The organism is Stenotrophomonas pavanii, assembly GCF_900101175.1.
Lineage (GTDB): Bacteria > Pseudomonadota > Gammaproteobacteria > Xanthomonadales > Xanthomonadaceae > Stenotrophomonas > Stenotrophomonas pavanii.
Genome location: NZ_FNFQ01000006.1, coordinates 147,523 through 173,642, shown reverse-complemented (window position 1 = coordinate 173,642; position 26,120 = coordinate 147,523). Strand labels below are relative to the sequence as shown.

Annotated in this window: 25 protein-coding genes; 15 read left to right on the top strand and 10 right to left on the bottom strand. The window is 67.7% G+C overall.

Annotation, left to right across the window (positions count from 1 at the left end):
- Window positions 1-101 precede the first annotated feature (101 nt).
- The 7 genes from BLS66_RS12135 (at window position 102) to BLS66_RS12105 (ending at window position 8,865) form a co-directional block, all read left to right on the top strand.
- On the top strand, window positions 102-1,274 hold the full coding sequence (locus BLS66_RS12135; RefSeq protein ID WP_074725946.1) for an HlyD family secretion protein: 1,173 nt from the start codon (window positions 102-104) through the stop codon (window positions 1,272-1,274).
- On the top strand, window positions 1,271-2,824 hold the full coding sequence (locus BLS66_RS12130; protein ID WP_057494142.1) for a DHA2 family efflux MFS transporter permease subunit: 1,554 nt from the start codon (window positions 1,271-1,273) through the stop codon (window positions 2,822-2,824). Before BLS66_RS12135 ends, BLS66_RS12130 begins: the two co-directional genes overlap by 4 nt.
- On the top strand, window positions 2,824-4,365 hold the full coding sequence (locus BLS66_RS12125; protein WP_074725945.1) for an efflux transporter outer membrane subunit: 1,542 nt from the start codon (window positions 2,824-2,826) through the stop codon (window positions 4,363-4,365). Before BLS66_RS12130 ends, BLS66_RS12125 begins: the two co-directional genes overlap by 1 nt.
- 147 nt (window positions 4,366-4,512) lie before the next feature.
- Window positions 4,513-5,649, top strand: a complete 1,137-nt coding sequence (locus tag BLS66_RS12120) for an ABC transporter ATP-binding protein (protein ID WP_053505166.1) — start codon at window positions 4,513-4,515, stop codon at window positions 5,647-5,649.
- Window positions 5,646-6,578: an ABC transporter permease subunit gene (locus tag BLS66_RS12115; RefSeq protein ID WP_049469494.1), complete on the top strand. Its 933-nt coding sequence runs from the start codon at window positions 5,646-5,648 to the stop codon at window positions 6,576-6,578. Before BLS66_RS12120 ends, BLS66_RS12115 begins: the two co-directional genes overlap by 4 nt.
- Window positions 6,575-7,417, top strand: coding sequence for an ABC transporter permease subunit (locus BLS66_RS12110; RefSeq protein ID WP_005415928.1), 843 nt, complete (start codon window positions 6,575-6,577; stop codon window positions 7,415-7,417). The genes BLS66_RS12115 and BLS66_RS12110 overlap by 4 nt, the downstream gene beginning before the upstream one ends.
- An 83-nt stretch (window positions 7,418-7,500) precedes the next feature.
- Window positions 7,501-8,865: an NAD-dependent succinate-semialdehyde dehydrogenase gene (locus BLS66_RS12105; RefSeq protein WP_064238021.1), complete on the top strand. Its 1,365-nt coding sequence runs from the start codon at window positions 7,501-7,503 to the stop codon at window positions 8,863-8,865.
- Between the two features lie 75 nt (window positions 8,866-8,940).
- Here BLS66_RS12105 and BLS66_RS12100 read toward each other — a convergent pair whose 3' ends face one another.
- From BLS66_RS12100 to BLS66_RS12065, 8 genes are all read right to left on the bottom strand, one after another.
- The gene (locus tag BLS66_RS12100; protein ID WP_049469491.1) at window positions 8,941-9,963 is read right to left on the bottom strand and encodes a magnesium and cobalt transport protein CorA; all 1,023 of its coding nucleotides are present in this window, start codon (window positions 9,961-9,963) and stop codon (window positions 8,941-8,943) included.
- A 6-nt stretch (window positions 9,964-9,969) separates the two neighbouring features.
- A complete protein-coding gene (locus tag BLS66_RS12095; RefSeq protein ID WP_143025158.1) occupies window positions 9,970-11,193 on the bottom strand; it encodes a lipoprotein N-acyltransferase Lnb domain-containing protein in 1,224 nt (407 codons plus the stop codon).
- 35 nt (window positions 11,194-11,228) lie between these two features.
- Entirely contained in the window at window positions 11,229-12,110 is an 882-nt protein-coding gene (locus tag BLS66_RS12090; protein WP_049469485.1) for a CorC family transporter, read from the bottom strand.
- Between the two features lie 64 nt (window positions 12,111-12,174).
- Window positions 12,175-12,783, bottom strand: coding sequence for a hypothetical protein (locus BLS66_RS12085; protein WP_080355582.1), 609 nt, complete (start codon window positions 12,781-12,783; stop codon window positions 12,175-12,177).
- A complete protein-coding gene (locus BLS66_RS12080) occupies window positions 12,783-13,391 on the bottom strand; it encodes a hypothetical protein (protein ID WP_074725943.1) in 609 nt (202 codons plus the stop codon). The genes BLS66_RS12085 and BLS66_RS12080 overlap by 1 nt, the downstream gene beginning before the upstream one ends.
- Before the next feature lie 75 nt (window positions 13,392-13,466).
- The gene (locus BLS66_RS12075; RefSeq protein WP_057495228.1) at window positions 13,467-14,072 is read right to left on the bottom strand and encodes a hypothetical protein; all 606 of its coding nucleotides are present in this window, start codon (window positions 14,070-14,072) and stop codon (window positions 13,467-13,469) included.
- 48 nt (window positions 14,073-14,120) lie between these two features.
- Entirely contained in the window at window positions 14,121-14,606 is a 486-nt protein-coding gene (gene ybeY / locus BLS66_RS12070) for an rRNA maturation RNase YbeY (protein ID WP_049469473.1), read from the bottom strand.
- Window positions 14,603-15,589, bottom strand: coding sequence for a PhoH family protein (locus tag BLS66_RS12065; RefSeq protein ID WP_049469470.1), 987 nt, complete (start codon window positions 15,587-15,589; stop codon window positions 14,603-14,605). Before BLS66_RS12065 ends, ybeY begins: the two co-directional genes overlap by 4 nt.
- Before the next feature lie 396 nt (window positions 15,590-15,985).
- On the opposite strand from BLS66_RS12065, the gene BLS66_RS12060 reads away from it, so the two are divergent.
- Genes BLS66_RS12060 through BLS66_RS12050 form a run of 3 tightly spaced genes read left to right on the top strand, consistent with a single transcriptional unit; the run spans window position 15,986 to window position 18,995 of the window.
- On the top strand, window positions 15,986-16,942 hold the full coding sequence (locus tag BLS66_RS12060) for an HlyD family secretion protein (RefSeq protein WP_074725942.1): 957 nt from the start codon (window positions 15,986-15,988) through the stop codon (window positions 16,940-16,942).
- Between the two features lie 20 nt (window positions 16,943-16,962).
- Window positions 16,963-17,886, top strand: coding sequence for an ABC transporter ATP-binding protein (locus tag BLS66_RS12055; RefSeq protein WP_049467509.1), 924 nt, complete (start codon window positions 16,963-16,965; stop codon window positions 17,884-17,886).
- Window positions 17,883-18,995, top strand: a complete 1,113-nt coding sequence (locus BLS66_RS12050; protein ID WP_049467511.1) for an ABC transporter permease — start codon at window positions 17,883-17,885, stop codon at window positions 18,993-18,995. Before BLS66_RS12055 ends, BLS66_RS12050 begins: the two co-directional genes overlap by 4 nt.
- A gap of 50 nt (window positions 18,996-19,045) precedes the next feature.
- Here BLS66_RS12050 and miaB read toward each other — a convergent pair whose 3' ends face one another.
- Window positions 19,046-20,464 carry a tRNA (N6-isopentenyl adenosine(37)-C2)-methylthiotransferase MiaB gene (miaB, locus tag BLS66_RS12045; protein WP_049467513.1) on the bottom strand — a complete coding sequence of 473 codons (1,419 nt, stop codon included), beginning with the start codon at window positions 20,462-20,464 and terminating at the stop codon, window positions 19,046-19,048.
- 160 nt (window positions 20,465-20,624) lie between these two features.
- Window positions 20,625-21,245 carry a glutathione S-transferase family protein gene (locus BLS66_RS12040; protein WP_049467515.1) on the bottom strand — a complete coding sequence of 207 codons (621 nt, stop codon included), beginning with the start codon at window positions 21,243-21,245 and terminating at the stop codon, window positions 20,625-20,627.
- Window positions 21,246-21,325: 80 nt separating this feature from the next.
- Here BLS66_RS12040 and BLS66_RS12035 point away from each other — a divergent pair, with 80 nt between their 5' ends.
- From BLS66_RS12035 to BLS66_RS12015, 5 genes are all read left to right on the top strand, one after another.
- Window positions 21,326-22,294, top strand: coding sequence for a helix-turn-helix transcriptional regulator (locus tag BLS66_RS12035; RefSeq protein WP_057495223.1), 969 nt, complete (start codon window positions 21,326-21,328; stop codon window positions 22,292-22,294).
- Between the two features lie 46 nt (window positions 22,295-22,340).
- Complete coding sequence (locus tag BLS66_RS12030; protein ID WP_049467518.1) at window positions 22,341-23,270, top strand: lytic transglycosylase domain-containing protein; 930 nt, start codon at window positions 22,341-22,343, stop codon at window positions 23,268-23,270.
- 201 nt (window positions 23,271-23,471) lie between these two features.
- Complete coding sequence (gene petA, locus BLS66_RS12025; RefSeq protein WP_004151998.1) at window positions 23,472-24,092, top strand: ubiquinol-cytochrome c reductase iron-sulfur subunit; 621 nt, start codon at window positions 23,472-23,474, stop codon at window positions 24,090-24,092.
- On the top strand, window positions 24,092-25,351 hold the full coding sequence (locus BLS66_RS12020; RefSeq protein ID WP_049467520.1) for a cytochrome b: 1,260 nt from the start codon (window positions 24,092-24,094) through the stop codon (window positions 25,349-25,351). Before petA ends, BLS66_RS12020 begins: the two co-directional genes overlap by 1 nt.
- Window positions 25,344-26,093 (top strand): cytochrome c1, encoded by a 750-nt coding sequence (locus BLS66_RS12015; RefSeq protein WP_032960911.1) that lies wholly within the window; start codon window positions 25,344-25,346, stop codon window positions 26,091-26,093. Before BLS66_RS12020 ends, BLS66_RS12015 begins: the two co-directional genes overlap by 8 nt.
- Window positions 26,094-26,120 lie beyond the last annotated feature (27 nt).

Genomic DNA, 26,120 nt, shown 5'->3' with positions numbered 1-26,120 from the left:
CTCCTTCTGCATATGTGCAGTCCGTGTCGCGGCGGCTTTCACTTTCCCTCGGCGCTGCATCCCCTACCGTCCCGTATGGCACTGACCACCGCCACGAGACGATGACCGAACAGCCCGCGCGCGACGACAGCGCCCACGACGACGACCGGCAGCAGAAGCAACAGGACACGCCCTCTCCGCTGAAGAATCCCAGGGTGCGCTGGACGCTGGCGATCATCGGGCTGCTGGTCGCGGTGGCCCTGGTTGCCTGGCTGGTCTATCACCTCCTGGTCGGGCGCTACCTGCAGGACACCAACAACGCCTACCTGCAGGCCGACGCTGTTGCCGTGGCGCCGCGCATAAACGGCTACGTCACCGAGGTGCTGGTCAAGGACAACCAATGGGTAAAGGCGGGCGAGCCGCTGCTGCGCATCGACCCGCGCACCTACCGTGCCACCCTGGACCAGGCCGAAGCAGTGATCGCCGTCCGCGAAGCGGATATCGCGGCGGCAACCGCCGGCGTGCAGGGCCAGCAGTCCAGCCTGCTGCAGGCGCGCACCCAGCTCACGGCCGCGACCGCCTCACTGCGCTTCGCAAGATCCGAGCTGGCCCTTTTCACCCCCCTGGCCGCCAGCGGCGCAGACACCCACGAGCATGTGGAGAGCCTGCGCCACGACGTAGAGCGGGCGCAGGCCCAGTACGACGCCGCCAGGGCGCAGATCCAGGGCGTGCAGAGCCAGATCGACGCCAGCCAGGCGCAGCTGGAACAGGCACAGGCTGGCCTCAAGCAGGCACAGGCCGATGCCGCGCAGGCCCGGGTCGCATTCGAGGACACCGAACTGCGCGCGCGCATCGATGGCCGCATCGGCAACAAGACCGTGCAGGTCGGCCAGTTCGTCGCCGCGGGTACCCGCACGATGACCGTTGTCCCGGTCGCCTCGCTGTACCTGAGCGCCAACTTCAAGGAAACCCAGGTAGGCCTGATGCGGGCCGGGCAGCCGGCGGAGATCAAGGTCGATGCCCTGCCGGGTACCACCCTGCACGGTACGGTCGAGAGCATTTCGCCAGGCACCGGATCGCAGTTCGCGCTGCTGCCGCCGCAGAATGCCACCGGCAACTTCACCAAGGTGGTGCAGCGGGTGCCGGTGCGCATCCGGGTCGACGCCGGTGCCGAAGCGCGCAAGGTGCTGGTGCCGGGCATGTCGGTGGAAGTGACCGTGGACACCCGCAGCGCCAAGGACGCGCGCAGGCGCACCCGCGATGAGGCCGAGGCCACGGCCGCACCCGTGCGATGAACGCCGCCGCCGCCCCTGCCGCCGCCGCCGAAGGCAAGGCCGACGCTGGCGCGTGGTTGGCCGTTGCCGCGGGCACGATCGGTTCGTTCATGGCCACGCTGGACATCTCCATCGTCAACGCGGCCCTGCCCACCATCCAGGGCGAGGTCGGCGCCAGCGGTACCGAAGGCACCTGGATTTCCACCGCCTTCCTGGTGTCGGAGATCGTGATGATCCCGCTCACCGGCTGGTTCGTGCGCACCCTGGGCCTGCGCACCTTCCTGCTGATCTGCGCGACGCTGTTCACCGCCTTCTCGGTGATGTGCGGGTTGGCCGACTCGCTGCCGATGATGATTGCCGGGCGGGTGGGGCAGGGATTCGCCGGTGGGGCCCTGATCCCCACGGCGTTGACCATTGTCGGCACGCGCCTGCCACCGAAGCAGCAGCCGCTGGGCACCGCGCTGTTCGGCATGACCGTCATCCTCGGGCCGGTGATCGGCCCGCTGCTGGGCGGCTGGCTGACCGAGAACGTGAGCTGGCATTACGCTTTCTTCATCAACGTGCCGATCTGCGCCGGGCTGGTGGCGCTGCTGCTGCTGGGACTCCCGCACGAAAGATCGGACTGGGGAGGCCTGCTGCGCGCTGACTGGCTGGGCATCCTCGGCATGACCGCCGGCCTGTCCGCGCTTACCGTGGTGCTGGAAGACGGGCAGCGCGAGCGCTGGTTCGAATCCACGCTGATCGTGGTGCTCACCGTGGTCTCGGTGGTGGGATTCGCCCTGCTGGCGCTTTCGCAATTCACCAGCAAGACCCCGGTGATCCGTCTCAACATCCTGTTCCAGCGCAGTTTCGGTGCGGTGTTCGTGATGGTGATGGCGGTGGGCATGATCCTGTTCGGGGTCATGTACATGATCCCGCAGTTCCTGGCGATCATCGCCGGCTACAACACCGAGCAGGCCGGCTACGTGCTGCTGCTGGCCGGCCTTCCAACCATCCTGCTGATGCCGTTGATGCCGAAGATGCTGGAAACGGTGGACGTTCGCATCATGGTGTTCGGTGGCATGCTCTGCTTTGCAGCGGCCTGCTTCGTCAACCTCGGTCTCACGCCGGACAGTGTCGGCCCGCATTTCATCGTCGGCCAGCTGCTGCAGGGCTGCGGGTTGGCGCTGGCAATGATGGCGCTGAACCAGGCGGCCATCACGTCGGTACCGCGCGAGTACACCAGTGATGCCTCGGGCCTGTTCAATGCCGCGCGCAACCTCGGCGGCTCGATAGGCCTGGCGATCATCTCGACCTTCCAGGAACGTCGCACGATCCTGCATGTCGATGCGATCGGCAGCAGCGTCACCGCGAATTCGCCGCTGGCCCAGGATGCGCTGCACGCCTATGGCCAGCAGCTGGGTGACGCGACCCAGGCGGCGGCGGTGCTGGCGCAGACGGTCCAGATGCAGGCGATGGTGATGGCCTACAACGACCTGTTCTGGATCTTCGGCCTGATCGTGGTACTGACATTCCCGCTGGTTTTCCTGCTCAAGCCCCTGCCCAAGGGCGTTCCATTGGCGATGCACTGATGACTTCGACGACTCCGCCCCCGTTCGTTCGCGCGTGCCGGATGTGGCCGGCCGTGGTACCGCTGCTGCTGGCCGGCTGCACGCTCGGGCCGGATTACGTGCGGCCCGACCTTGCCGGCGGCGCTACCGCGCAGGCGGCGTTGCCACGTGCAGCGCAGGCTGGCGTGCAGCCTGCGGCGCCACCGAGCCAATGGTGGCGCGCGCTCAACGATCCATTGCTGGACCAGCTGGTGGACGAGGCCCTGCGCAACAGCCCCAACCTGCGCGCCGCCCAGGCCAAGCTGCTGGCCTCGCGCTCACTGCAGCGCCAGCGCCGTGCCGAACAGCTGCCCAGCGTGGGCGCTGCGGCCGGCTACGCCAACATCAAGGCGCCGGATTCGATCGGGAACCGTGTGCGCAGCATCGGCGAGAACGTCGCCGGGGTTGCCGAGGCCAACGGTCGCCCGCAGGAAGCGGCGCAGCTGCGCCAGCAGTTCGCCGATACCGATCTGGATACCGAGTTGTACGTGGCCGGCTTCGATGCCAGCTGGGAGCTGGACCTGTTCGGCCGACGCCGCCGCGCAGTGGAGCAGGCCAGTGCCGAGGCCGAGGCCAACGCTGCGGCGCTGGCCGACGCACAGGTGCAGCTGGCCGCCGAGCTGGCCCAGGTCTACCTGGGGTATCGCAGCAGCCGTGAGCGCATCGCGCTGGCCGAGGACAATCTGCGGGCGGCCCAGGAGAGCCTGCAGCTGACGCGCCAGCGCCGCCAGCGTGGCGCCGACTCGGACCTGCAGGTGGAACGCGCGCAGGCCGAGCTTGAGCAGCAGCAGGCGGCGCTGCCCACGCTGCAGGCCCAGGCCGACGAAGCGCGCGACCTGCTGGCGCTGATGGTGGGGCGCGAGCCGGGTGCGCTGGATGCGCGGCTAGCGGCGGATCAGCCGCTGCCGCAGCTGCCGGCCAGGGTGCCGGTGGATGATGCGCGCGCCCTGATCCAGCGCAGGCCCGATGTGCGCAAGGCCGAGCGCGAACTGGCCGCGTCGTCGGCACAGATCGGGCAGGCCCTCTCCGCCTACTTTCCGCAGGTGACGCTGCTGGGCAGCATCGGCGCCGGCGCCACCTCGATATCCGATCTGGGACGGGATTCGGCGGCTACCGTCATCGCTCCGTTCCTGCGCTGGTCGCTGTTCGACTTCGGCGTGAACAAGGCACGGGTGGCGCAGGCCCGGGCGGGCAACCAGGCGCGCCTGGCCGCCTACGAGGGCACGGTACTGGCAGCGCTGCAGGATGCCAATACCGCGCTGGCGCGGTTTGGCGCCGCGCGGCAGCAGCTGCAGGCCAGCGGCCGTGCCGAGGCCTCTGCAGAGCGCGCGCTGGCCCTGATGCGCCAGCGACGCCAGGCTGGGGCCACCTCGCAGATCGACCTGCTGGACGTGCAGCGACAGCGCCTGCAGGCCCAGGATGCCGCCGCCCAGGCCCGCCTGCAGGTGCTGGTGCGCTACGTGGCGCTGCAGAAGAGCCTGGGCCTGGGCTGGCAGGACGCGCCACCGGTGGCCGTGCGCTGAGACCCTTCGCCGGGGTCACCCTGCAGCGGCGGGCCCGACCCGGCGGGCGCCGCGGCACGGTGCGCGCCGCCACAGCCCGTCATATCCCCTTCGGCCCCCGGCCGTTAGAATGACCGCCGCTGTCCACCGCCCGCTCCCGGAGCCCCCATGCCCGTTGAAGCCCAGCCGGTAGCCGCCGTCGTCGACACGACCGGTGCGCCCGGCTATCTCTCCATTCGCGACCTGCGCAAGGAATTCGACGGTTTCGTCGCCGTCGACGACGTCAATCTGGACGTGCGCAAGGGCGAGATCTTCGCCCTGCTCGGTGGCTCCGGCAGTGGCAAGTCGACCCTGCTGCGCTGCCTGGGCGGCTTCGAGACGCCCACCAAGGGCAGCATCACCCTCGATGGCCAGCGCCTGGACGCACTGCCGCCGTACCAGCGGCCGGTCAACATGATGTTCCAGTCCTATGCCCTGTTCCCGCACATGACGGTGGAGCAGAACATTGCCTTCGGCCTGAAGCAGGACGGCCTGGGCAAGGACGCGATCAGCAAGCGCGTGGGCGAGATGCTGGACCTGGTGCAGATGGGCCACCTGGGCAAGCGCAAGCCGCACCAGCTGTCCGGCGGCCAGCAGCAGCGCGTGGCGCTGGCGCGGTCGCTGGCCAAGGGGCCGAAGCTGCTGCTGCTGGACGAGCCGATGGGCGCACTGGACAAGAAGCTGCGCTCGCAGATGCAGCTGGAACTGGTCAGCATCATCGAATCGTCGGGCGTGACCTGCGTGATGGTCACCCACGACCAGGAAGAAGCGATGACCATGGCCACCCGCATCGCGGTGATGGATGCCGGCTGGATCCAGCAGGTCGGCAAGCCGGACGAGGTCTACGAGCAGCCGGCCAACCGCTTCGTTGCCGAGTTCATCGGTTCGGTCAATCTGTTCGATGGAGTGATCGACGAGGACCTGCCCGAGTATGTGACCGTGCGCTCGCCGCTGTTCCCGGCGCCGATCTACATCGCCCATGGCATCACCTGTTACGAAGGGCAGCCGGTCGCATTCGCGCTGCGCCCGGAAAAGGTGATGATCGGCAAGGACGAGCCGGAAGGGCATACCAACAAGGCCCAGGGCGTGATCGAGGACATCGCCTATTTCGGCAGCCATTCGGTCTACCACGTGCGCCTGCCCAGCGGTGCCAAGGTGCTGGCCAATTTCGCCAACTCGCAGCGCTGGGCCAGCGATGGCCTGACCTGGGGGGACAGCGTGTGGGTGCACTGGCGCGACAACGACGGCGTGGTGCTGACCTCATGAGCGTTGCCGGCCTGAAGCGCTGGCTGCCGGGGCTGCGTGCCACGGTGATCGGCATTCCGTACCTGTGGCTGCTGCTGTTCTTCGCGGTGCCGTTCCTGATCGTGCTGATGATCAGCTTCTCGCTCAGCCGGGTCGGCTCGCCGCCGTACACCTGGCTGCTGCAGTACGCGGACGGCGGCTTCTCCCTGAAGCTGAACCTGGAAAACTACCTGGCGCTGTTCCGCGATTCGATCTATGCGCAGGCCTTCCTCAGCTCGATCAGGATCGCGGCGATCTCCACCTTCCTGACCCTGCTGATCGGCTACCCGATGGCCTATGCCATCGCCCGCCTGTCGCCGGCCGCACGCAACGTGGCGATGATGCTGGTGGTGCTGCCGTCGTGGACCTCGTTCCTGATCCGCGTGTACGCGTGGAAGGCGATCCTGGACCGCAATGGCCTGCTCGACCAGTTCCTGCAGTTCACTGGCCTGCAGACGCTGATGACGTCGATGGGGCTGCCGAAACTGCAGCTGATCGATACGCCGACGGCCGCCTACATCGGCATCGTCTACTGCTACCTGCCGTTCATGGTACTGCCGCTGTACGCCAACCTGGTCAAGCATGACCACCGCCTGCTGGAAGCGGCCTACGACCTCGGCGCCAAGCCGTGGCAGGCGTTCCTGCGCATCACCTTGCCGCTGTCCAGGGCCGGCATCATCGCCGGCTGCATGCTGGTGATGATCCCGGCGGTGGGTGAGTTCGTGATCCCGGAAATGCTCGGTGGTTCGGAGACGCTGATGGTCGGCCGCCAGCTGTGGAACGAGTTCTTCAACAACCGCAACTGGCCGGGCGCCTCGGCGATGGCGGTGGCGATGATCCTGTTGCTGCTGGTGCCGATCCTGCTGTTCAACCGTTCCCAGCAGCGCCTGCTGGAAGGGAAGCAGGCATGAGCCCGCGTACCGCCAAGGGCCTGGGCCTGGGCGTGCTGCTGCTCGGCTTCGCCTTCCTGTACCTGCCGATCCTGCTGTTGATGTTCTATTCGTTCAACAGTTCGCGGCTGGCGATGGTCTGGGCCGGGTTCTCCACCCGTGCCTACAGCGACCTGTTCGCCGACCGTGCGCTGATGGATGCGATGTGGACCAGCCTGGTGGTGGCGTTCTGGACCGCTTGCACCGCCACCGTGCTGGGCACGCTGGCGGCGATGGTGATGACCCGTTTCAAGCGTTTCCGGGGCAAGCCGCTGTTCGGTGCGCTGGTCACCGCGCCGCTGGTGATGCCGGATGTGATCCTGGGCTTCTCGCTGATGGCGCTGCTGGCCTCGATGGGCGCGATTCCCGGCTTCCCCGCGCGTGGCCTGGCCACCATCTGGATCGCACACGTGACCTTCACCCTATGCTTCGTCACCGTGGTGGTGTCCTCGCGCCTGCAGGAAATGGACCTGTCGCTGGAAGAAGCGGCGATGGACCTCGGTGCCAGCCGGCTGACCGTATTCACCCGCATCACCCTGCCGATCATCGCGCCGGCTCTGGTGGCGGGTTGGCTGCTGGCCTTCACGCTGTCGCTGGATGACGTGGTGGTGGCCAGTTTCGTGGCCACGCCGGGCTCGACCACGCTGCCGATGAAAGTGTTCGCCTCGGTGCGCATGGGCATCAGCCCGAAGATCAACGCGTTGGCCACGCTGCTGGTGTCGGCCGTGTCGATCGCTGCAGTGATCGGCTGGTACATCAACGCCCGCGCCGAGAAGCGGCGCCAGCGTGACCTGCAGCTGGCACGGCAGGACAACGGCTGAGCACACGGTCTGTCGACAGCGCCGGCAACATCCGGCTCACGGCCGGCGGCGCACAATGGGGGTCACTTTGATGGAGACCCCCCATGACCGTCGAGATCATCGACCCGGCCACCGGCCAGGTGACCTACCGCCATGAACTGATGGGCGCTGCTGACATCGAGCAGCGCCTGCAGGCCGCCGCCGATGCGTTCCCCGGTTGGGCCGAGCGTTCGCTGCAGGAACGCGGCGCGATCCTGCGCCAGATCGCGGCGCAGTTGCGCACGCGCCGCGACGACCTGCAGCAGGCGATGACCCATGAGATGGGCAAGCTCAAGGCCGAAGCGCTGGCCGAAGTCGACAAATGTGCGGCCGCCTGCGAGTACTACGCGGACCACGCGGCCGACTATCTGAAGCCGCAGCTGATCGACACCGAAGCCCAGCGCAGCTACGTGCGCTACGAGCCGATCGGCTGCGTGTTCGCGGTGATGCCGTGGAATTTCCCGATCTGGCAGGTATTCCGATTCCTTGCACCGGCCTTGATGGCCGGCAACGTGGCGCTGCTCAAGCACGCCAGCAACGTGCCGCAGTGCGCTGACCTGATCCTGGCCGTGTGCCGTGATGGAGGATTGCCGGAGGGCGTATTCGACGTGCTGCACATCGACAACGACCAGGCGGCCGAGGTGCTGCGCGACGCGCGGGTGAAGGCGGTGACGCTGACCGGCAGCGAGCGGGCAGGGCGCTCGATCGCGGCCAATGCCGGTGGCCAGCTGAAGAAGTCGGTGATGGAGCTGGGCGGCAGCGATGCCTTCGTGGTGCTCGATGACGCCGACCTGGACAGGACGGTGGCCGCGGCGGTGAAGTCGCGCTTCGACAACAGCGGGCAGACGTGCATTGCCGCCAAGCGTTTCATCGTGGTCGAAGCGGTCGCCGATGAGTTCACCCGGCGCTTTGTCGAAGCGGCCGGCCAGCGCCAGTACGGCGACCCGGACGAGCGTGGTACCACGCTGGCGCCGATGGCCCGTGCCGACCTGCGCGATGAACTGCACAAGCAGGTGCAGGCCAGCGTGGCCAAGGGCGCGCGGGTGCGGGTCGGTGGCGAGCCGATCGCCGGCACGCATGCAGGCTATCCGGCCACCGTGCTCGACCAGGTCGGCCCGGGCATGCCGGCCTACGACGAGGAACTGTTCGGACCGGTGGCTGCGGTGATCCGGGTCGCCGACGAGGCCGAGGCATTGCGCGTGGCCAACGACACCCGCTTCGGCCTGGGCGGCAGCGTGTGGACGCGCGACCCGGTGCGCGGCGAAGCGTTCGCGCAGCGCATGGAGTGTGGCGCCGCGTTCGTCAACGCCATCGTCAAGAGCGACGCCCGGCTGCCGTTCGGCGGCAGCAAACAGTCCGGCTTCGGCCGGGAACTGGCCGACCACGGCATCCACGAGTTCATGAACATCAAGACCGTCTACGTGGCTTGATGCCGAAGGGTAGTGCCGGCCGCTGGCCGGCATTGCCCCGATTGCCGGCCAGCGGCCGGCGCTACCAGCAGCGGGTCACAGCCACTTCGCGCGCTTGAACAACCGGTACAGGCCCACGCACACGCCGCCCACGCCGACAATCATCAGCGGATATGACCACGGCTGGCTCAGCTCCGGCATGTGGCTGAAGTTCATGCCATACCAGCTGGTGATCAGCGTCGGCGCCGCCAGCAGAGCGGCCCAGGCGCCGAGGCGCTTGACCGTCTCGCCCTGCGCCAGCGTCACCAGCGACAGGTTGACGCTGAGCGCGGTGCCGAGCATCTCGCGCAGGGTGTCGATCACATCGCTGATGCGCACCGCGTGGTCGTGCACGTCACGGATGTACAGCTTCACTTCGTCGGGGATCAGTTCGCCCTGGTAGCGGCGCAGCTGCGCCAGTACGTCCTGCAGCGGTGCCACCGCCATCCGCATCTTGTTCAGTTCGCGCTTGAGCTCGTACAGCCGCACCACGGTGCTGCGCTTGTAGTTCTCGGCGAAGATGTCCTTTTCCAGCAGGTCCAGGGTGTCGCGGAAGCGGTGCACGATCGGCAGGTAGTTGTCGACCACGAAGTCGGTCACTGCGTAGAGGCAGTACGACGGGCCCATCTTCAGCAGCTGCGGCTCACGCTCGACCCGCGCCCGCACCGGCGCGTACGACAGCGAGGCGCCGTGGCGCACCGTCACCAGGAAGCGCGGGCCGAGGAAGGCATGGGTTTCGCCATACTGGATGCGCTCGTCGACCATCTGCGCGGTGGTCACCACCACGAACATCGAATTGCCGTAGGTCTCGACCTTGGGCCGCTGGTGCGCGTTGCGCGCGTCCTCGATGGCCAGGTCGTGCAGGCAGAATTCTTCCTGCAGCTTCAGCAGTACATCGTCGTTGGGATCGTACAGGCCGACCCAGACAAAGCCGTTGCCGCTGGCAATGACGTCGCTGATGGCATCCAGGCCGATGTCGTGGCGCTTGCCCTCGTCATCGTAGTGGACGCAGTTGATGACGCAGGCGGGGTTGGCCGAAGCCGGGGCGGAAGCGGAGGCGGGCAATGACATGCCCGCCATCGTGCGTCAGCGCCGTGTTTCGGACAAGTGAGGACGGCGCCCCAGCACCCAGGCCAGCGCCGCGTGCACCGGCAGCAGCAGGACGATCCACTGCACGTTGTACTGCGCCTGCAGGCTCAGCCAGTGCAGTACCAGTGCCGCCACGGCCTGTACCGCCAGCAGCCACAGCACGACCCTGAACATGCGGCCCGGCACGCGCCGGCGCAGCAGTGCGATCGCGCCCGGAAGCAGCAGCACGGCCAGCGGCGAAAGCAGCAGCAGGTTGCGGTTGGCCCAGGCGGCGTAGTGGGTACTGAAGCCCCACAGGAACACCAGCAGGCTGCCAGCGATGGCACACAGCAGCCAGAACGGCAGGGCCAGCCCGGCCAGCAGGCGCGGGCGGTTGCGCAGCGCCAGCACGCCGCCGGCCACGACCAGCCCCAGCAGCAGCCACGGCCACCAGCGGCGCGCGAATTCCTTCGGCTCCGGATCGATGCGGTGCGGCAGCAGTTCCTGTTCGGACTGTACCAGCGGCCGGCCGTCGCTGTTGCGTGCCTGGCGCAGCGCGTCGGCCAGGCGCATCGGCACGAAGGCTTCCTGCCAGCGCGACAGCGGCTGGTCTGCGAACGGCCCGAGGCCGACATCGAAGCCCAGCCACATCCACGGCGCCGGCGAGGCCAGGCGCACCGATTCACTGCGGTAGGTATTGCCGCGCGAGCGCCCCGACAGCTGCGACTGCAGGCCGCCGCCCAGCGCCTTGTCCACCGTGTCGCGCACCATCGTGGCGCAGTTGGCGGTGTAGTAGTCGTAGTGGTAGCGCGCGTTTTCCGGCTTGGCCCGTTCGGCCAGGTCGGCGGCCAGCGCACGCGCCTGGTCCGGGCGCAGGTCCAGCCACTGCACGCTGGCACCGCGGCCGGTCTCGTCGTAGTACGACAGGTCCTGCTGCAGCGGCAGCGCCACCAGGTAATACATCATGTCGCCGCGCACGAAGCGGCTGATGAAATCGTCCTCGGACGGATCGAAATAGCCGAAGTTGTATGAGGTCGCTTGGCCGCTGAGCGGATCGATCACCACGATGGCATCGTGGCCGAAGCGCTCGAAGAACACCGTGCCCGGCTGCATGGTCACCACGCCGATGCGCGGGGCCACGGCCTCGGTGCCGGCGGCGGCAGGCGCGGGCGTGCTCGCCGCCGGCTGCGCCAAGGCAGCCAGCGGCAGGACCATGGCCAGCACGCACAGTGCCAGCCACATCGTCAGGCGCAGTGCCAGGACGGGGCCGCCGCGCTTCAAGCGTCGTCCTGCGCGTCCGGCGGCAGCACGGTCACGTGGAAGGCCTGCACCCGGCGCGCATCGGCGCGGGCCACGCGGAACATGAAGCGGTCCAGGGCCAGCTCATCGCCGACTTCCGGCAGATGGCCCACGGCCTCGGTGACCAGGCCGCCGATGGTGTCGTAGTCCTCGTCGGAGAACGTGGCGCCGAAACGCTCGTTGAAGTCGCCGATCGGGGTCAGTGCGTCGACCACGTACTGGCCGTCGGACTGGATGGCGATCTGCGCCGACGGATCCTCGGCCTCGTCATGCTCGTCGTCGATCTCGCCGACGATCTGTTCCAGCACGTCCTCGATGGTGACCAGGCCGGCGACACCGCCGTACTCGTCGACCACGATGGCCATGTGGTTGCGTGACAGGCGGAACTCCTTCAGCAGCACGTTGAGCTTCTTCGCCTCCGGGATCAGCACCGCAGGGCGCAGCAGCTCGCGCACGTTGGCCGGGCCGTTGTCGGCGACCACGCCGCGCAGCAGGTCCTTGGCCAGCAGGATGCCAAGGATGTCGTCCTTGTTCTCGCCGTGCACCGGGAAGCGCGAATGGCCGGATTCGACCACCTGCTTCATCAGTTCCAGGAACGGCGCTTCGACCGGCAGCGAAACCATCTGCGAGCGCGAGATCATCACGTCGCCCACGGTCAGCTCGGCCACCGCAATGGCGCCTTCCATCATCTTCAGGGTATCGGCGGCGATCAGACCCTCTTCCTGCGCGGTGTGCAGGACAGCGACCAGCTCGTCGCGGGTATGGGGTTCGCCGGAGAAGGCGGAGGTCAGGCGTTCAAGCCAGCCGCGCTTCTTTTCACTGGGCTCCTGTGCGGAGCTACTACTGTCGTCTTCTGACATCTCTGGAAAAAGGGCACCCGGCAAGCCGGGCGATGGCCCAAGTCTAGCAGGATGTGGCGCCCTGTCAGCGACCGTCGCTGCCCGGCCCGGTGATCGGTGGCGGGGCCAGTTCAGGCCGGGCGGGGGCCTCTTCCTCGGGCAGGTCCAGGCTGTAGGTACAGCCAGCCAGGGTCTTGCCCGGATGGGAGGCCACGGTAGAGACGCTGAGGATGATCGATTCGATCTGGGCCTCGCCGGTCTTCGGGTCGGTCACGTCCCGGCTGACCAGCTCGCGGCCGGCCATGAACTTGCCGTCCTGGTCGTAGCCGGTCTCCAGCCCCAGCTGCCTGGCCAGTGGCCGCGGATCGGCCTGGTCGAGGATGGCCATGACGCTGGACCCGGCCACGGCGACCCGTTCGGTGCGGGCGCCGAACACGCTGATCGGCTGGGCCAGGCGGTACTCGCTCATGAACTGGTTGCCCTGCGGCAGCGGCTGCAGGCCCTGGGCCACGGCCTTCAGCGGATCAGCCAGCAGGGGCGCCAGCGCGGCCTGCTCGGCCACGCCCTGGCGGCACTCGATCAGGGCGGGCAGGTCCAGGCTGGAGGCGAAAGCGGATGGGGCCGCAAGGACATACAGCAGAGGCAGGCAGCAGCGCAGCGACACGGGCGGATTCCGTAGACGGAGGTCTGCCATCATAGCCCCGGCGAGCGCCTGAACGGCCCGGTGAGAAGGCGCAGGAAACCGGTCACCGCCCGCCGCACGACCATCAGTGAGAGGGTCAGCACGACCGCAAGCATGGTGATCTGCATCGATTGCCCCGCGATGCGCGCCACCGCCGGCCACAGGCCCGGGCTGGTCAGCCAGGGCATCAGTTCCGACGCTGTTGTCCTCGCTACTTTCATGTAGATCACGGCCAGCGCGAACAGCACCAGCAGCGAGGTGCGGCTCGCATGGAAGAACGGAAGCGTGTTGACCGGACGGCCAAGCCGCTGCTGCAGCACCGTCCGCCACAGCACCGGCAGGGTCGCAGCGCCGACCAGTATCAGCATCATCGACGTTTCCCAGAGCCCGGGCGGGTGGGCGGGTTCCGGTCTATCCGTGAGGTGGGGGCCGATCAAGCCGACCGCCAGCCCGACCAGCAGACACGAGGCCGAGAGCAGGGCCAGGCTGCGCAGCAGCCAGTGCCTGCCACCGGCGGGCCGAGCAATGATGCGGCGCACGGCATAAGTGCCAAGCAGCAGCAAAACGGCGAATAGGCCCAGGCCGATCGTAAACGCCATCAAGTCATTTTCCGAGGTCATCCATGGTTCCCTGCGCCCGATGCCGGGGGCAAACAATAGCGCGCCGCGCGGACCGGCGCCTACGGGCCGGCTGGATCAGGGCGACCGCTGCTGCGATGTCGCAGGGTACCAGCGCAGCCTGACCGGGTAGCCCAGTTGCATCTGCAGGCGGTCGCGCACGGCGATTGTCGTCGCGCGGTTCGCTGGTTCCCGCAGCTCCACCTCCAGCTCCCCGGTCATGACATCCAGGCGGTAGCCGAACAGGTCCGGCAGCTGGGCCCGCAGCCAGTCCTGCTGTGCGTGCAGGCGGCGCCTCATCTCCACTTCGGTCATCGCGGCGCCAGTGACGTAGTGCACGTGTTGCGGGCCAGCCGCCCCTGGATGTGTCTCATCGGCCGCGGGTACGGCGCCGGTCAGTCGCACCACGACGTTCCAGCCCGTTGCGTTGTCCACCCAGATACCGGCCAGGCGTGCCGCGTGTCGCGCTTCCAGGCGCTCGATCAGCGCCCGTTGTTGGGCAGTGGCGACGATATCGCGAGTGTCGCGCTCGCTGCTGCCGAAGAACGCCCTTAGTTCGGCGATCTTTGCGGCGATGTCAGCCTCGCTGTCGCTGGCGGGGAACGGTGAGGGACGGTCAGGATCGGGCATCAGGCCTGCCCCGGACTGCAGCAGCGCGGCAAGCACAAGTGCGGGCAGGGTCATGCTGCGCTCCTCTTCCGTGAGTGCGTGGGCTCGGAACAGAGCCCGACGTCAGCGCTCGCCGGCGTAGGGATCGGCGATGCCGAGCTCGGCCAGGATCTCACGCTCCAGCTGCTCCATCGCGTCGGCTTCCTTGTCGTCCTCGTGGTCCCAGCCGAGCAGGTGCAGTACGCCGTGTACGGTCAGGTGCGCGTAGTGGGCGTTGAGCGCCTTGCCCTGTTCCTCTGCCTCGCGGGCGACCACCGGTGCGCAGATCACCAGGTCACCCAGCAGCGGAAACTTGACACCCTTGGGCAGGCCTTCGGGCACTTCGGCCGGGAAGCTGAGCACGTTGGTCGCGTAGTCCTTGCCGCGGTAATGGCGGTTCAGTGACTGCCCTTCCTTGGCATCGACCACGCGGATGGCCAGGTCGGCTTCGCGGATGCGGCCTTTCAGCGCAGCGGCCACCCACTTGCGGAAGCTGACTGCCGCCGGCAGGCCGGTACGCGGCAGGGCATAACTGACGGCGACGTCCAGTCGCACGGGACCACGGGTCATGGAGTTGCTCCAGGTTGGATCTGATGCAGGTCGCGGCGGTCGTAGGCGCTGACGATACGCGCCACCAGCGGGTGGCGGACCACGTCGCGCGACTCGAAGAAGGTGAAGCTGACGCCTTCGACGTCGCGCAGCACATCGATGGCGTCGCGCAGGCCGGACTTCACGTGCTTGGGCAGGTCGGTCTGCGTCAGGTCGCCGGTGACCACGGCGGTGGAGCCGTAGCCCAGGCGGGTCAGGAACATCTTCATCTGCTCGATGGTGGTGTTCTGCGCTTCGTCCAGGATCACGAAGGCATCGTTGAGCGTGCGGCCGCGCATGTAGGCCAGCGGCGCGATCTCGATGACGTTCTTTTCCAGCAGCTTGACCACCTTCTCCACGCCCATCATCTCGTACAGGGCGTCGTACAGCGGTCGCAGGTAGGGGTCGACCTTCTGGCTCAGGTCGCCGGGCAGGAAGCCCAGCTTCTCGCCGGCTTCCACCGCCGGGCGCACCAGGATCAAACGCTGTACCCGTGATTCGTTCAGCGCTTCGACCGCGCTGGCCACGGCCAGGAAGGTCTTGCCGGTGCCGGCCGGGCCGATGCCGAAGTTGATGTCATGGGTGGCGATCTGGTGCAGGTAGCGGGCCTGGTTGGCGCCACGGCCACGCACGGTACCGCGCTTGACCTTGATCGCCACCTCCTGTGCCTCGTACGAGCGTTCGGCGATCTGTTCGACATTGGCCTGCGCCAGGCGCAGGTGGATGGCATGGTTGTCGAAGACAGTCTCGCCGGCTTCGGCGTACAGCGCCTCGACCAGCTTCTGCGCCTCGACGATCGCCTCGCCGGGCCCGCTGATACGGAACACGAAGCCACGATTGGCGATCTCCACACCGAGCTTCAGCTCGATCTGGCGCAGATGGCCATCGAAGGGGCCGCACAGGTTGGCCAGCCGCTCGTTGTCTTCCGGCGACAGGCTGAAGTCTCGATGCTCGATGCTTTTCATTGCTTGGGGTGGGGCGGGTTCGCCGTCCACCGCGATGGACTCGGGATGACAAGGTTACGCGCGTGCAGGGCAAGCGGCCAGCGTGCGCATCGGAACAGTGTGGCACCACGCGGTTTTCCACACCCGGTGTGGACCGCGGCTGCGGAAAGCTGTGGATAGTCCTTCGCAGCGCTTGTGCCACAAGGGAGATGATGTCGTGGTGAAAATATGGCCAGGCGCCAGCGGGTTTTCCACATGCGATGTGGACGGCGGTGCAACGAACCTGTGGATAGATGGGGCCGAGCCTTGTGGCACGAGGCCTGGCGCTGCGTGGTGAAAAAACCGTCAAGGCTGATCGGGATCATTGCGGGTGCACGGGCGGCATGGCACCGTGGCGCTGTCGCGGGAGGGGATGGCATGGGCATCGGCAAGCGGATGCGTGGCGCCGGACTGGCGGGCCTCGGCCTGCTGGCCGGGTGCGGCCAGGCGCCGTCGGTTGCACTGGGTACGCTGGAATGGGACCGGATCACGGTGCCTGCGCCGGCGGCCGAGGTGATCTCCTCGGTGGAGGTGCGCGAGGGCCAGCAGGTCAAGGCCGGGGCCGTGCTGATGCAGCTCGATTCCGCCCGCGGCGGTGCGCAGTTCGCCGCAGCACAGGCCGACACGGCGCGCGCGCAGGCGCAGCTGGAAGAACTGAGGATCGGCCCGCGCCAGGAACAGATCGCGCAGGCCCAGGCGCAGCTGGCCGCGCTGCGAGCGCAGTCCGCCGAGGCCAGCGCGTACTACCGTCGGGTGCAGCCGCTGGCACGCCAGCGCCTGATCGCCGCTGCCGAACTGGACCGCGCACGCGCCGCCGCCGGCAATGCCGAGGCCAGCGTACGGGCTGCCGAGCAGGCATGGCTGGAGCGGGTGCACGGCAGCCGCGCGCAGGACATCGCCCAGGGCCAGGCGACCGCCGATGCTGCGCAGGCGCAGCAGGTGCTGCAGGGGGTCAACCTGCAGAAGCTGCAGCTGCGCGCGCCGCGTGATGGCGTGGTCGATGCCTTGCCCTACCGGCAGGGGGACCAGGCGCCGGTCGGTGCGCCGCTGGTGGTGATGCTGGTGGGCGAGCGCCCCCATGCGCGCGTCTACCTGCCGCAGCCGCTGCGGCTGCAGGTCAAGGTCGGGCAGGCCGCGCAGATACAGCTGGAAGGGGGCAGTACCGTACTGCAGGGGCACGTGCGCGCGATCCGCAGCGAGCCTTCATTCACCCCCTACTACGCATTGACTGGCGATGACGTCGAGCGCCTGAGCTACCTCGCCGAGATCGAGGTGGATGCAGCCGCCGACATGCAGGCGCTTCCGGCCGGGGTGCCGGTCCAGGTGCGCTTCTGAACACCGGCGGCGACATCGCGGTGCACGCGCGGGGCCTGACCCGCCGCTTCGGTGACCTGCTGGCCGTGGACAACGTCGACCTGAGCGTGCCGCGCGGGCAGGTGTACGGCTTCCTGGGGCCGAACGGATCCGGAAAGTCGACCACCATCCGCATGCTGTGCGGGCTGCTGGAGCCGAGTGCTGGGCGGATCGAGGTGCTGGGCCTGTCCGTGCCGGAGCAGGCGGAAGCACTGCGCCGCCGGATCGGTTACATGACCCAGCGCTTCTCGTTGTACGAAGACCTGTCGGTGCGCGAAAACCTGGAGTTCCTCGCTGCGATCCAGGACCTGCCGCGCGTGCAGGCCCGGCAGCGGGTGGAGGCGCTGCTGCAGCAGTACCGGTTGCACGACCGTCAGCCCCAGCTGGCCGGTACCCTCAGCGGTGGCCAGAAGCAGCGCCTGGCCTTGGCCGGTGCGGTGGTGCATTCGCCCGAGCTGCTGTTCCTGGACGAGCCGACCAGTGCGGTCGATCCGGAATCGCGCCGCGATTTCTGGGAAGCCCTGTTCGAACTGGCCGACGCCGGCACCACGGTGCTGGTGTCGACCCATTACATGGACGAAGCCGAGCGCTGCCACCGGCTGGCGATCTTGGATCGCGGCGCGCTGGTGGCCGATGGCACGCCGGCTGAGCTGTGCGCGCGGTTGCAAGGGCGCACGCTGCAGGTCACCGCGTCGCAGCCGCGCCTGGCCAGCCGCGCACTGGCCGATCTGCCCGGTGTGCTCAGCGTGGCGCAGATCGGTACCCATCTGCGCGTGCTGTGCAATGAGGGAGCGGCGGACATCGCGGTGCTGGGCCGTGCGCTGGCCAACGCTGACCCGCAGGCCCGCATCGAGACGGTGGCGCCGAACCTTGAAGACGTGTTCGTGGCGGCCACCCGTGGTCGCGGCCGGGAGCCGGCGGCATGAACCTGCGCCGGCTGTGGGCGATCATGCTCAAGGAGTTGCGGCAATTGCGCCGCGACCGCATCACGCTGGCGATGATCGTCGGCATCCCGGTGATGCAGCTGTTGCTGTTCGGGTATGCGATCAATCTCAACCTGCGCCACCTGGATGCGGGTGTCGCCGACCAGGCCAACAGCGCCGCTTCGCGCGCGCTGGTGCAGGACATGGTGGCCACCGGCGTGATCACGCCGCGCAGCGAGGCCTACACACCGGACCAGCTGATGCAGGCGCTGCGCCGCGGCGAGATCAGTGTCGGCATCGTGGTGCCGGCCGACTTCGAGCGTCGCCGCTTCGACGGTCGCGAAGCAGTGCAGGTGTTGGTCGATGGCAGCGACACCGTGGTGCAGAGCGCGGCGATCCAGCTGGCGCAGGTGCCGCTGGACACGCGCCCGACCAGCAACACGCGGCCACTGCGCGAAGGCAGCATCGCCAGTGGACCAATCAGCGTGACCAGCTTCTACAACCCGCAGCGGCGTTCGGCGGTGAACATCGTGCCGGGCCTGATCGGGGTGATCCTGACCATGACCCTGGTGATGTTCACCGCGGTGGCGGTGGTGCGTGAACGCGAGCGCGGCAACATGGAGCTGCTGATCGCCACGCCGGTGTCACGCAGCGAACTGATGGTCGGCAAGGTGCTGCCCTATGCAGCCATCGGCCTGCTGCAGACCACGCTGGTGCTGGTGCTGGGCACGTGGCTGTTCCAGGTACCCATTCGCGGCAGCCTGCTCGATATCTATCTGGCCGCGGTACTGCTGGTGCTGGCCAACCTGGCGCTGGGCCTGTTGATCTCCACGCGCGCGCGCTCGCAGTTCCAGGCCATGCAGATGACCTTGTTCCTGTTCCTGCCGTCGATCCTGCTGTCGGGCTTCATGTTCCCGTTCGCGGGCATGCCGCGGCCGGTGCAGTGGCTGGCCGAAGTGCTGCCGCTGACCCACTTCCTGCGCCTGGTGCGCGGCATCATGCTGCGCGGCGCCCCGTTGTGGGAGCTGTGGCCGGATGCACTGGCGCTGCTGGCCTTCATCGGGGTGATGATGACCCTGGCGATCCTGCGTTTCCGCAAGCGCCTGGATTGAAGGCAGGGGGTCGGATCCCCGCAGGGGCTCCGATCCCCTTTACCGGGGACTTATTCCGCCACCACGCGCCCGCGCAGCGAGTTGGTCAGCGCCTCGGTGATCAGGACATCCACGAACTGGCCGATCAACCGCGCAGGCGCCGGGAAATTCACCGACCGCATGTTCTCGGTCTTGCCGGTCAGCTCGTTCGGATTCTTGCGCGACGGCCCCTCCACCAGCACGGCCTGCACGGTGCCGACCATCTTCTCGGAGATGCCGGCGGCATGGGCGTTGATGCGCTCCTGCAGGCGCGACAGGCGCGCGTGCTTTTCGGCATCGCTGATCGTGTCCTCCAGGTCCGCGGCCGGCGTGCCCGGGCGCCGTGAATAGATGAACGAGAAGCTGTGGTCGAAGCCGATGTCCTCGATCAGCTTCATGGTCTTTTCGAAATCAGCGTCGGTCTCGCCGGGGAAGCCGACGATGAAGTCCGAGCTGATCGAGATGTCCGGGCGCACCGCGCGCAGCTTGCGGATCTTCGACTTGAATTCCAGTGCGGTGTACCCACGCTTCATCGCCGACAGCACGCGGTCGCTGCCGGCCTGCACCGGCAGGTGCAGGAAGTTGGCCAGCTGCGGGACGTCGCGGAACGCGTCGATCAGCGAGTCGCTGAACTCCAGCGGGTGCGAGGTGGTGAAGCGGATGCGGCCGACCCCATCGATCTCGGCGATGGTACGGATCAGCAGGCCGAGGTCGGCGAACTCACCGTCGCCATAGGGCCCGCGATACGCGTTGACGTTCTGCCCGAGCAGGTTGATCTCGCGCACGCCCTGTGCAGCCAGCTGCGCTACTTCCACCACCACGTCCTCGAACGGGCGGCTGACTTCGGTGCCGCGGGTGTAGGGCACCACGCAAAACGAACAGTACTTGGAACAGCCTTCCATGATCGACACGAATGCCGAGGGACCTTCGGCGCGCGGCTCGGGCAGGCGATCGAACTTCTCGATCTCGGGGAAGCTGATGTCGACCTGCGGGCGCTTCTGCTCGCGACGTGCACGGATCAGCTCCGGCAGGCGATGCAGGGTCTGCGGGCCGAACACCAGGTCGACGAACGGCGCGCGCTTGATGATCGCTTCGCCTTCCTGCGAGGCGACGCAACCGCCGACGCCGATGATGACTTCGCGGCCCTTGTTCTTCAGGCCCTTCCACACGCCCAGCTGGCTGAACACCTTCTCCTGCGCCTTCTCGCGGATGGAGCAGGTGTTGACCAGGATGACGTCGGCGTCGTCCGGGCTGTCGGTCAGTTCCAGGCCATCGCTGGCGGCAAGCACGTCGGCCATCTTGGCCGAGTCGTACTCGTTCATCTGGCAACCGTGGGTCTTGATGTACAGCTTGCCCTTGACCTGGTCGGGCTTGCGCGGACCAGCGGGCAGGGCAACGAGCGGGGTACCGTCCGGCGTGGCGGGCGGAAAGACGTCTGGCGTCCCGGTCATGGCGCTTAATCCATTCGGGTGGCGGGAAAGCGGGCAATTCTACCCGCATCCCGGCGCGTGCGCCGGCCCGGTAGAGCCAGGCCATGCCTGGCTGCATTCCGTACCGCAGGCGCCGCGAACGGGTTCATCCACGCATGGCGCGGATCTACTGCAACCGCGCTTACGCCGCCGCCAGCTCCGCATCGATCTGCCGCGAACGGTCGAAGGCGGTCATCGCGCTCATCCGTGCAATGTAATCGGCCGTGGCCGGCGCCGGCTGTACCAAGCCGAAGGCCGTGGTCCAGGCCAGCGCATTGCCCCACAGCACGTCGGCGGCGCTCATCGTCTCGCCGAGCAGGTACGGGCCCTGCGCCAGCTGGGCCTCGACCACCTGCAGCACGGTCTCCGCATCGTTGTACGGCGACATCAGGCGCGGTGGCGGCTCGCGATGCATCGCCTTGTCGATCATCGCCGGCTCGAAACAGGCGCCATAGAAGGCCATCCAGCGCAGGTAGGGCCCGCGCAGGGCGTCGCCGATCGGCGGCGCCAGCCCGGCTTCCGGATACAGGTCGGCCAGGTACAGATAAATGGCCACCTGTTCGGTCACCAGCGCGCCGTTGTGGACGATGGCCGGCACCTTGCCCATCGGGTTGATGGCCAGATAGGCCGGGGCCAGGTTGGCGCCAGCCTTCAGGTCCAGCACCTGCATGCGGTAGTCGGCACCCAGCGCTTCGAGCAGGGCCACCGCGCCGCTCGAGCGGGAACGGGCGGCGTGGTACAGGGTGATCTGGCGTGAGGACATGGCATTGCTCCTTGCGGTGGGTGGTGAACTGGAGGCCATCCTGGGGCACTATTGCGGACGACTTCTGTCCTCGATCCTTCATGCGCCATACCGCCCATCGACTGCTGCGCCTGATCGCCCTGCTGCAGGCCCGCCGCCAGTGGTCAGGGGCCGAGCTGGCCGAGCGCATGGGCGTGGACCGGCGCAGCATCCGGCGTGACATCGAGCGGCTGCGCGAACTGGGCTATCCGGTCCGGGCCTCGTCGGGGGTCGGTGGCGGCTACCAGCTGGGGGCAGGGGCACCGATACTGCCGATGCTGCTGGACGAGGAGGAGGCGACCACCCTGGCGATCGCCCTGCGGGCCGCGTCCGCGACCGTCGCCGGCATCGACGACACCGCCCGTGGCCTGTTGTCCAAGCTCGACCCGCTGGTGCCGACCCGTCGCCGCCAGCAGGCCGGCGAGGTGCATGCCGCCACCGCCACCCTGTCCGATCTTCCGTCCACCGATGCACGCCTGCTCGGGCGGCTGGCCCAGCACTGCCGGCAGGCGTCACGGCTGGCCTTCGAATACCGCAGCGCGCAGGAGGCGGTGACCCAGCGCGAGGTCGAGGCGCAGCACCTGGTCAACTACGGGCGGCGCTGGTACCTGCTGGCCTGGGACCTGGGCCGGCAGGACTGGCGCACCCTGCGCGTGGACCGGATGGGCGCGGTGCGCGAATGCTCCGCGCCGGGCATGCATCGCCGCACGCCCGCACCGCCGGATGTGATGGTGCGGCAGGCGGTCAGCCAGGCGCCTTTCGCGCTGCAGGCCATCGTGCGCCTGGCCGGCAGCCACGCCGAGCTGGAAGGCCGCATCCCGCCCTGGTGTGGCGTGCTGGAGGCCGACGGTCCCGACCATTGCCTGCTGCGCATGGGCGCCGAGAGCCGCGGCATGATGCTGGCGCAGATCCTCAGCCTGGACCGGGTGCCGGTAGCGTTGTGGACCACGCCGCCGGGCCTGCGCGATGAACTGGCACAGCGCCTGGCCGGATTGGGGCAGGTGCTGGCTGTGCCGCCGGTCACAGGCTGAGCGGCGTCGCTTGGCAAGCCCCGGCGAAGCTGGGACACTCGCCGCCATGAAGGGGATACTGGGGACAACGGCGATCATCATCGCTGCGCTGACCGCTGCGCCGGCCAGTGCGGGCACCCTGTTCAAGTGCCAGGGCGCCGACGGGGTCACCAGCTATGTCAGCAAGCGTGTGGCCGGTGCCCGCTGCAGCACCATCAGCTACAGCCGCGACACCCGACCGGCACCGCGCCCGGTGGTGGCCGCGCCGAAACCGGCGCCGACCACCGTGGCCAGCATCGAGCGCAATCCGGTGGCCGTGGCCGCCAGTGCGGCGGCCCCGGTCGTGGCGCCCGCGGCCTCGCCTGCACCGGCGCCTGCGGCCGTGCCAGCGCCCCCGGTCGCCTCGCGCAGCGGGCGCATGGTCAGCGGCCAGGTCTATTCCTTCATGAAGGATGGCGTGCGCCACTACACCAGCGCACGGCCCACCCAGGTGGCCAACCTCGGTCCGGTGCGCACCATCCGCTACAGTTTCATGGAGCGCTGCTACGCCTGCGGCGTCAACCCGCGCGTGGACTTCGGTTCGGTGCGCCTGAACACCACCGCGTTCCAGACCGAGATCACCTCGGCCGCACGCGAGTTCGGCGTCGAGGAGGCGGTGGTGCGGGCCATCATCCACGCCGAATCGGCCTACAACCCGACCGCGCTCAGCCGCGCCGGCGCACAGGGGCTGATGCAGCTGATGCCGCCGACCGCCGCGCGCTTCGGGGTCAGCGATGCGTACGACGCCGGACAGAACATCCGCGGCGGCGTGCAGTATCTTGCGTGGTTGCTGAAGCGCTTCAATGGCGACCTGACCCTGGCCGCAGCCGGCTACAACGCTGGCGAAGGCGCGGTCGACCGCCACGGCGGCGTGCCGCCCTACAGCGAAACCCAGTACTACGTACGCCGGGTCGGGCAGCTGGCCGAGCGTTACCGCACCGCATTGACGCACCAGTAGTGCCGGCCGCTGGCCGGCAACCCCTGGGCAATGGCCGGTACCGACCGGCCGCTGGCCGGCAACCCCCGCAATCAATGTTGTTGCAATGCGTTGTGTGGCGCGCGACGGTTCCGCTACACTCGACCGCGATTCAATGCGGCTCTGGCCCCCACCGGATCCGCTGGCAGCCTTAAAGCTACCTAATCAATATCGGAGTGCCGGATGGCCAACGATGGGGTACACGATCCAGTCAACACCGGACGTCGGCGTTTTCTTTCTGCCACCACAGCCGTGGTGGGCGCCGTCGGCGTCGGCTTCACCGCCGTTCCTTTCATCAAATCCTGGAACCCCAGTGCCCGCGCCAAGCTTGCCGGCGCACCGGTGGTAGCCGACATCAGCGCCCTGCAGGAAGGCCAACGCCTGATCGTGGAATGGCGTGGCCAGCCGATCTGGATCGTCAAGCGGTCCAAGGCGATCCTGGATGCGCTGCACGGGCTGGACGGCCGCCTCAAGGACCCCGAGTCCGGCGAAAAGGACCAGCAGCCGGACTACGTGCTGAAGCAGAACCCCGAGCTGCGCTCGATCAAGCCGGACATCTCCGTGCTGGTCGGCCTGTGCACGCACCTGGGCTGCTCGCCGGAAATGGTCGCCGAGATCCGGCCCGAGCCCTATGACCCGCAGTGGAAGGGCGGCTACTTCTGCCCCTGCCACAAGTCGCGCTTCGACATGTCCGGCCGCGTCTTCAAGGACGTGCCGGCGCCGATCAACCTGAAGGTGCCCGCGCACCACTACCAGGACGACAACACCATCATCATCGGTGTCGATCCGCAGGGGGCTGCCTGATGGCCAATATCCTCAGCCGTACCGCCAGCGGCGTGGCCGACTGGGTCAATGCCCGCGCGCCGGGCCTGATGCCGGTCTATCGCAAGCACGTCAGCGAGTACTACGCGCCGAAGAACTTCAACCTCTGGTATTACTTCGGTTCGCTGGCGCTGCTGGTGCTGGTCAACCAGATCGTCACCGGCATCTTCCTGACGATGCACTACAAGACCAACGCCGCCGAGGCGTTCGGCTCCATCGAATACATCATGCGTGATGTGGAGTGGGGCTGGCTGATCCGCTACATGCATTCCACCGGTGCCTCGCTGTTCTTCATCGTGGTCTACCTGCACATGTTCCGCGGCCTGCTGTACGGCAGTTACCAGAAGCCGCGCGAGCTGGTGTGGATCCTCGGCATGCTGATCTACCTGGTGCTGATGGCCGAAGCCTTCATGGGCTACGTGCTGCCGTGGGGACAGATGTCGTTCTGGGGCGCCAAGGTGATCATTTCGCTGTTCGGCGCGATACCGGTGATCGGCAACGGCCTGACCGAATGGATCATGGGTGACTACCTGCCCAGTGACGCCACGCTCAACCGCTTCTTCGCGCTGCACGTCATCGCGCTGCCGCTGGTGCTGCTGTTGCTGGTGGTGCTGCACCTGGGCGCGCTGCACGAAGTGGGGTCGAACAACCCCGATGGCGTTGAGATCAAGAAGGGGCCCAAGGGCAACCGCTGGTCGCCGAATGCACCGGCCGATGGCATCCCGTTCCATCCCTACTACACGCTCAAGGATGGCGTCGGCGCCGGCTTCCTGCTGATCATCGCTGCCTTCATCATCTTCTTCGCCCCCGGTTTCGGCGGCCTGTTCCTGGAGCACGACAACTTCACCGAGGCCAACCGCCTGGTGACCCCGGAACACATCAAGCCGGTCTGGTACTACACGCCGTACTACGCGATGTTGCGCGTGGTGCCGAACAAGCTGGGCGGCGTGCTGGTGATGTTCTCGGCCATCGCGATCCTGTTCCTGGTGCCGTGGCTGGACAAGGCGAAGGTGAAATCGGTGCGCTACCGCGGCTGGATCTCGAAGGTGATGCTGGGCGTGCTGGCCGTGTGCTTCGTGTGGCTGGGCGTGATTGGTTCCGGCCCGGGTACCGACGTGCACGAGACCTACATCGGGCGGGTGCTGACCTTCCTGTATTTCGCGTTCTTCATCACCATGCCGCTATGGACAAGGCTGGACAAGACCAAGCCGGTACCGGAGAGGGTGACCACGCATGACTGAGCGCTGGATGGTCCGGCTGGCCCTGGCGGCCACCCTGATGCTGGGCAGTTTCCTGGCCTCCGCCGCCGAGGGCGGCACTCCGCTGCTGCAGGCCGGCAACGACCTGGGTGACCGCGCCTCGCTGCAGCGCGGCGCGCAGCTGTACATGAACTACTGCTCCGGCTGCCACGCGCTGAAGTACCTGCGCTATTCGCGGATGGCGCAGGACCTGGGCCTGACCGAGGAAGAGGTGATGAACAACCTCAACTTCACCGGCTCGGCGATCGGCGACCCGATCCCGGTGGCGATGCCGAAGGAGAACGCGGAGAAGTGGTTCGGCAAGATGCCGCCCGATCTCAGCCTGATCTCGCGCGTGCGGGGCAGTGACTGGGTCTACACCTATCTCAAGTCGTTCTACCTGGACAGCAGCCGCCCGCTGGGCTGGAACAACGCGCTGTTCGCCAATGCCTCCATGCCCAACCCGCTGTGGGAGATGCAGGGCCTGCAGCATGCGGTGCACGGCAAGGCGGAAGCGCCCGGCATGGACCCGCCGGTGACCGGCCTGAAAATCGAAACGCCCGGGTCGGTCGATGCCGGCCAGTACGATCAGGCCGTGCGGGACATCACCAACTTCCTCGAATACGCCGGTGAACCGGCCGCGCTCAAGCGCCAGCAGCTGGGCGTGTGGGTGATCCTGTTCCTGGCCCTGCTGACTTTCCTGCTGTACCTGCTGAAGAAGGAATACTGGAAGGACGTCCACTGATTCTGCCGCCGGCCATCGCACGGGCCT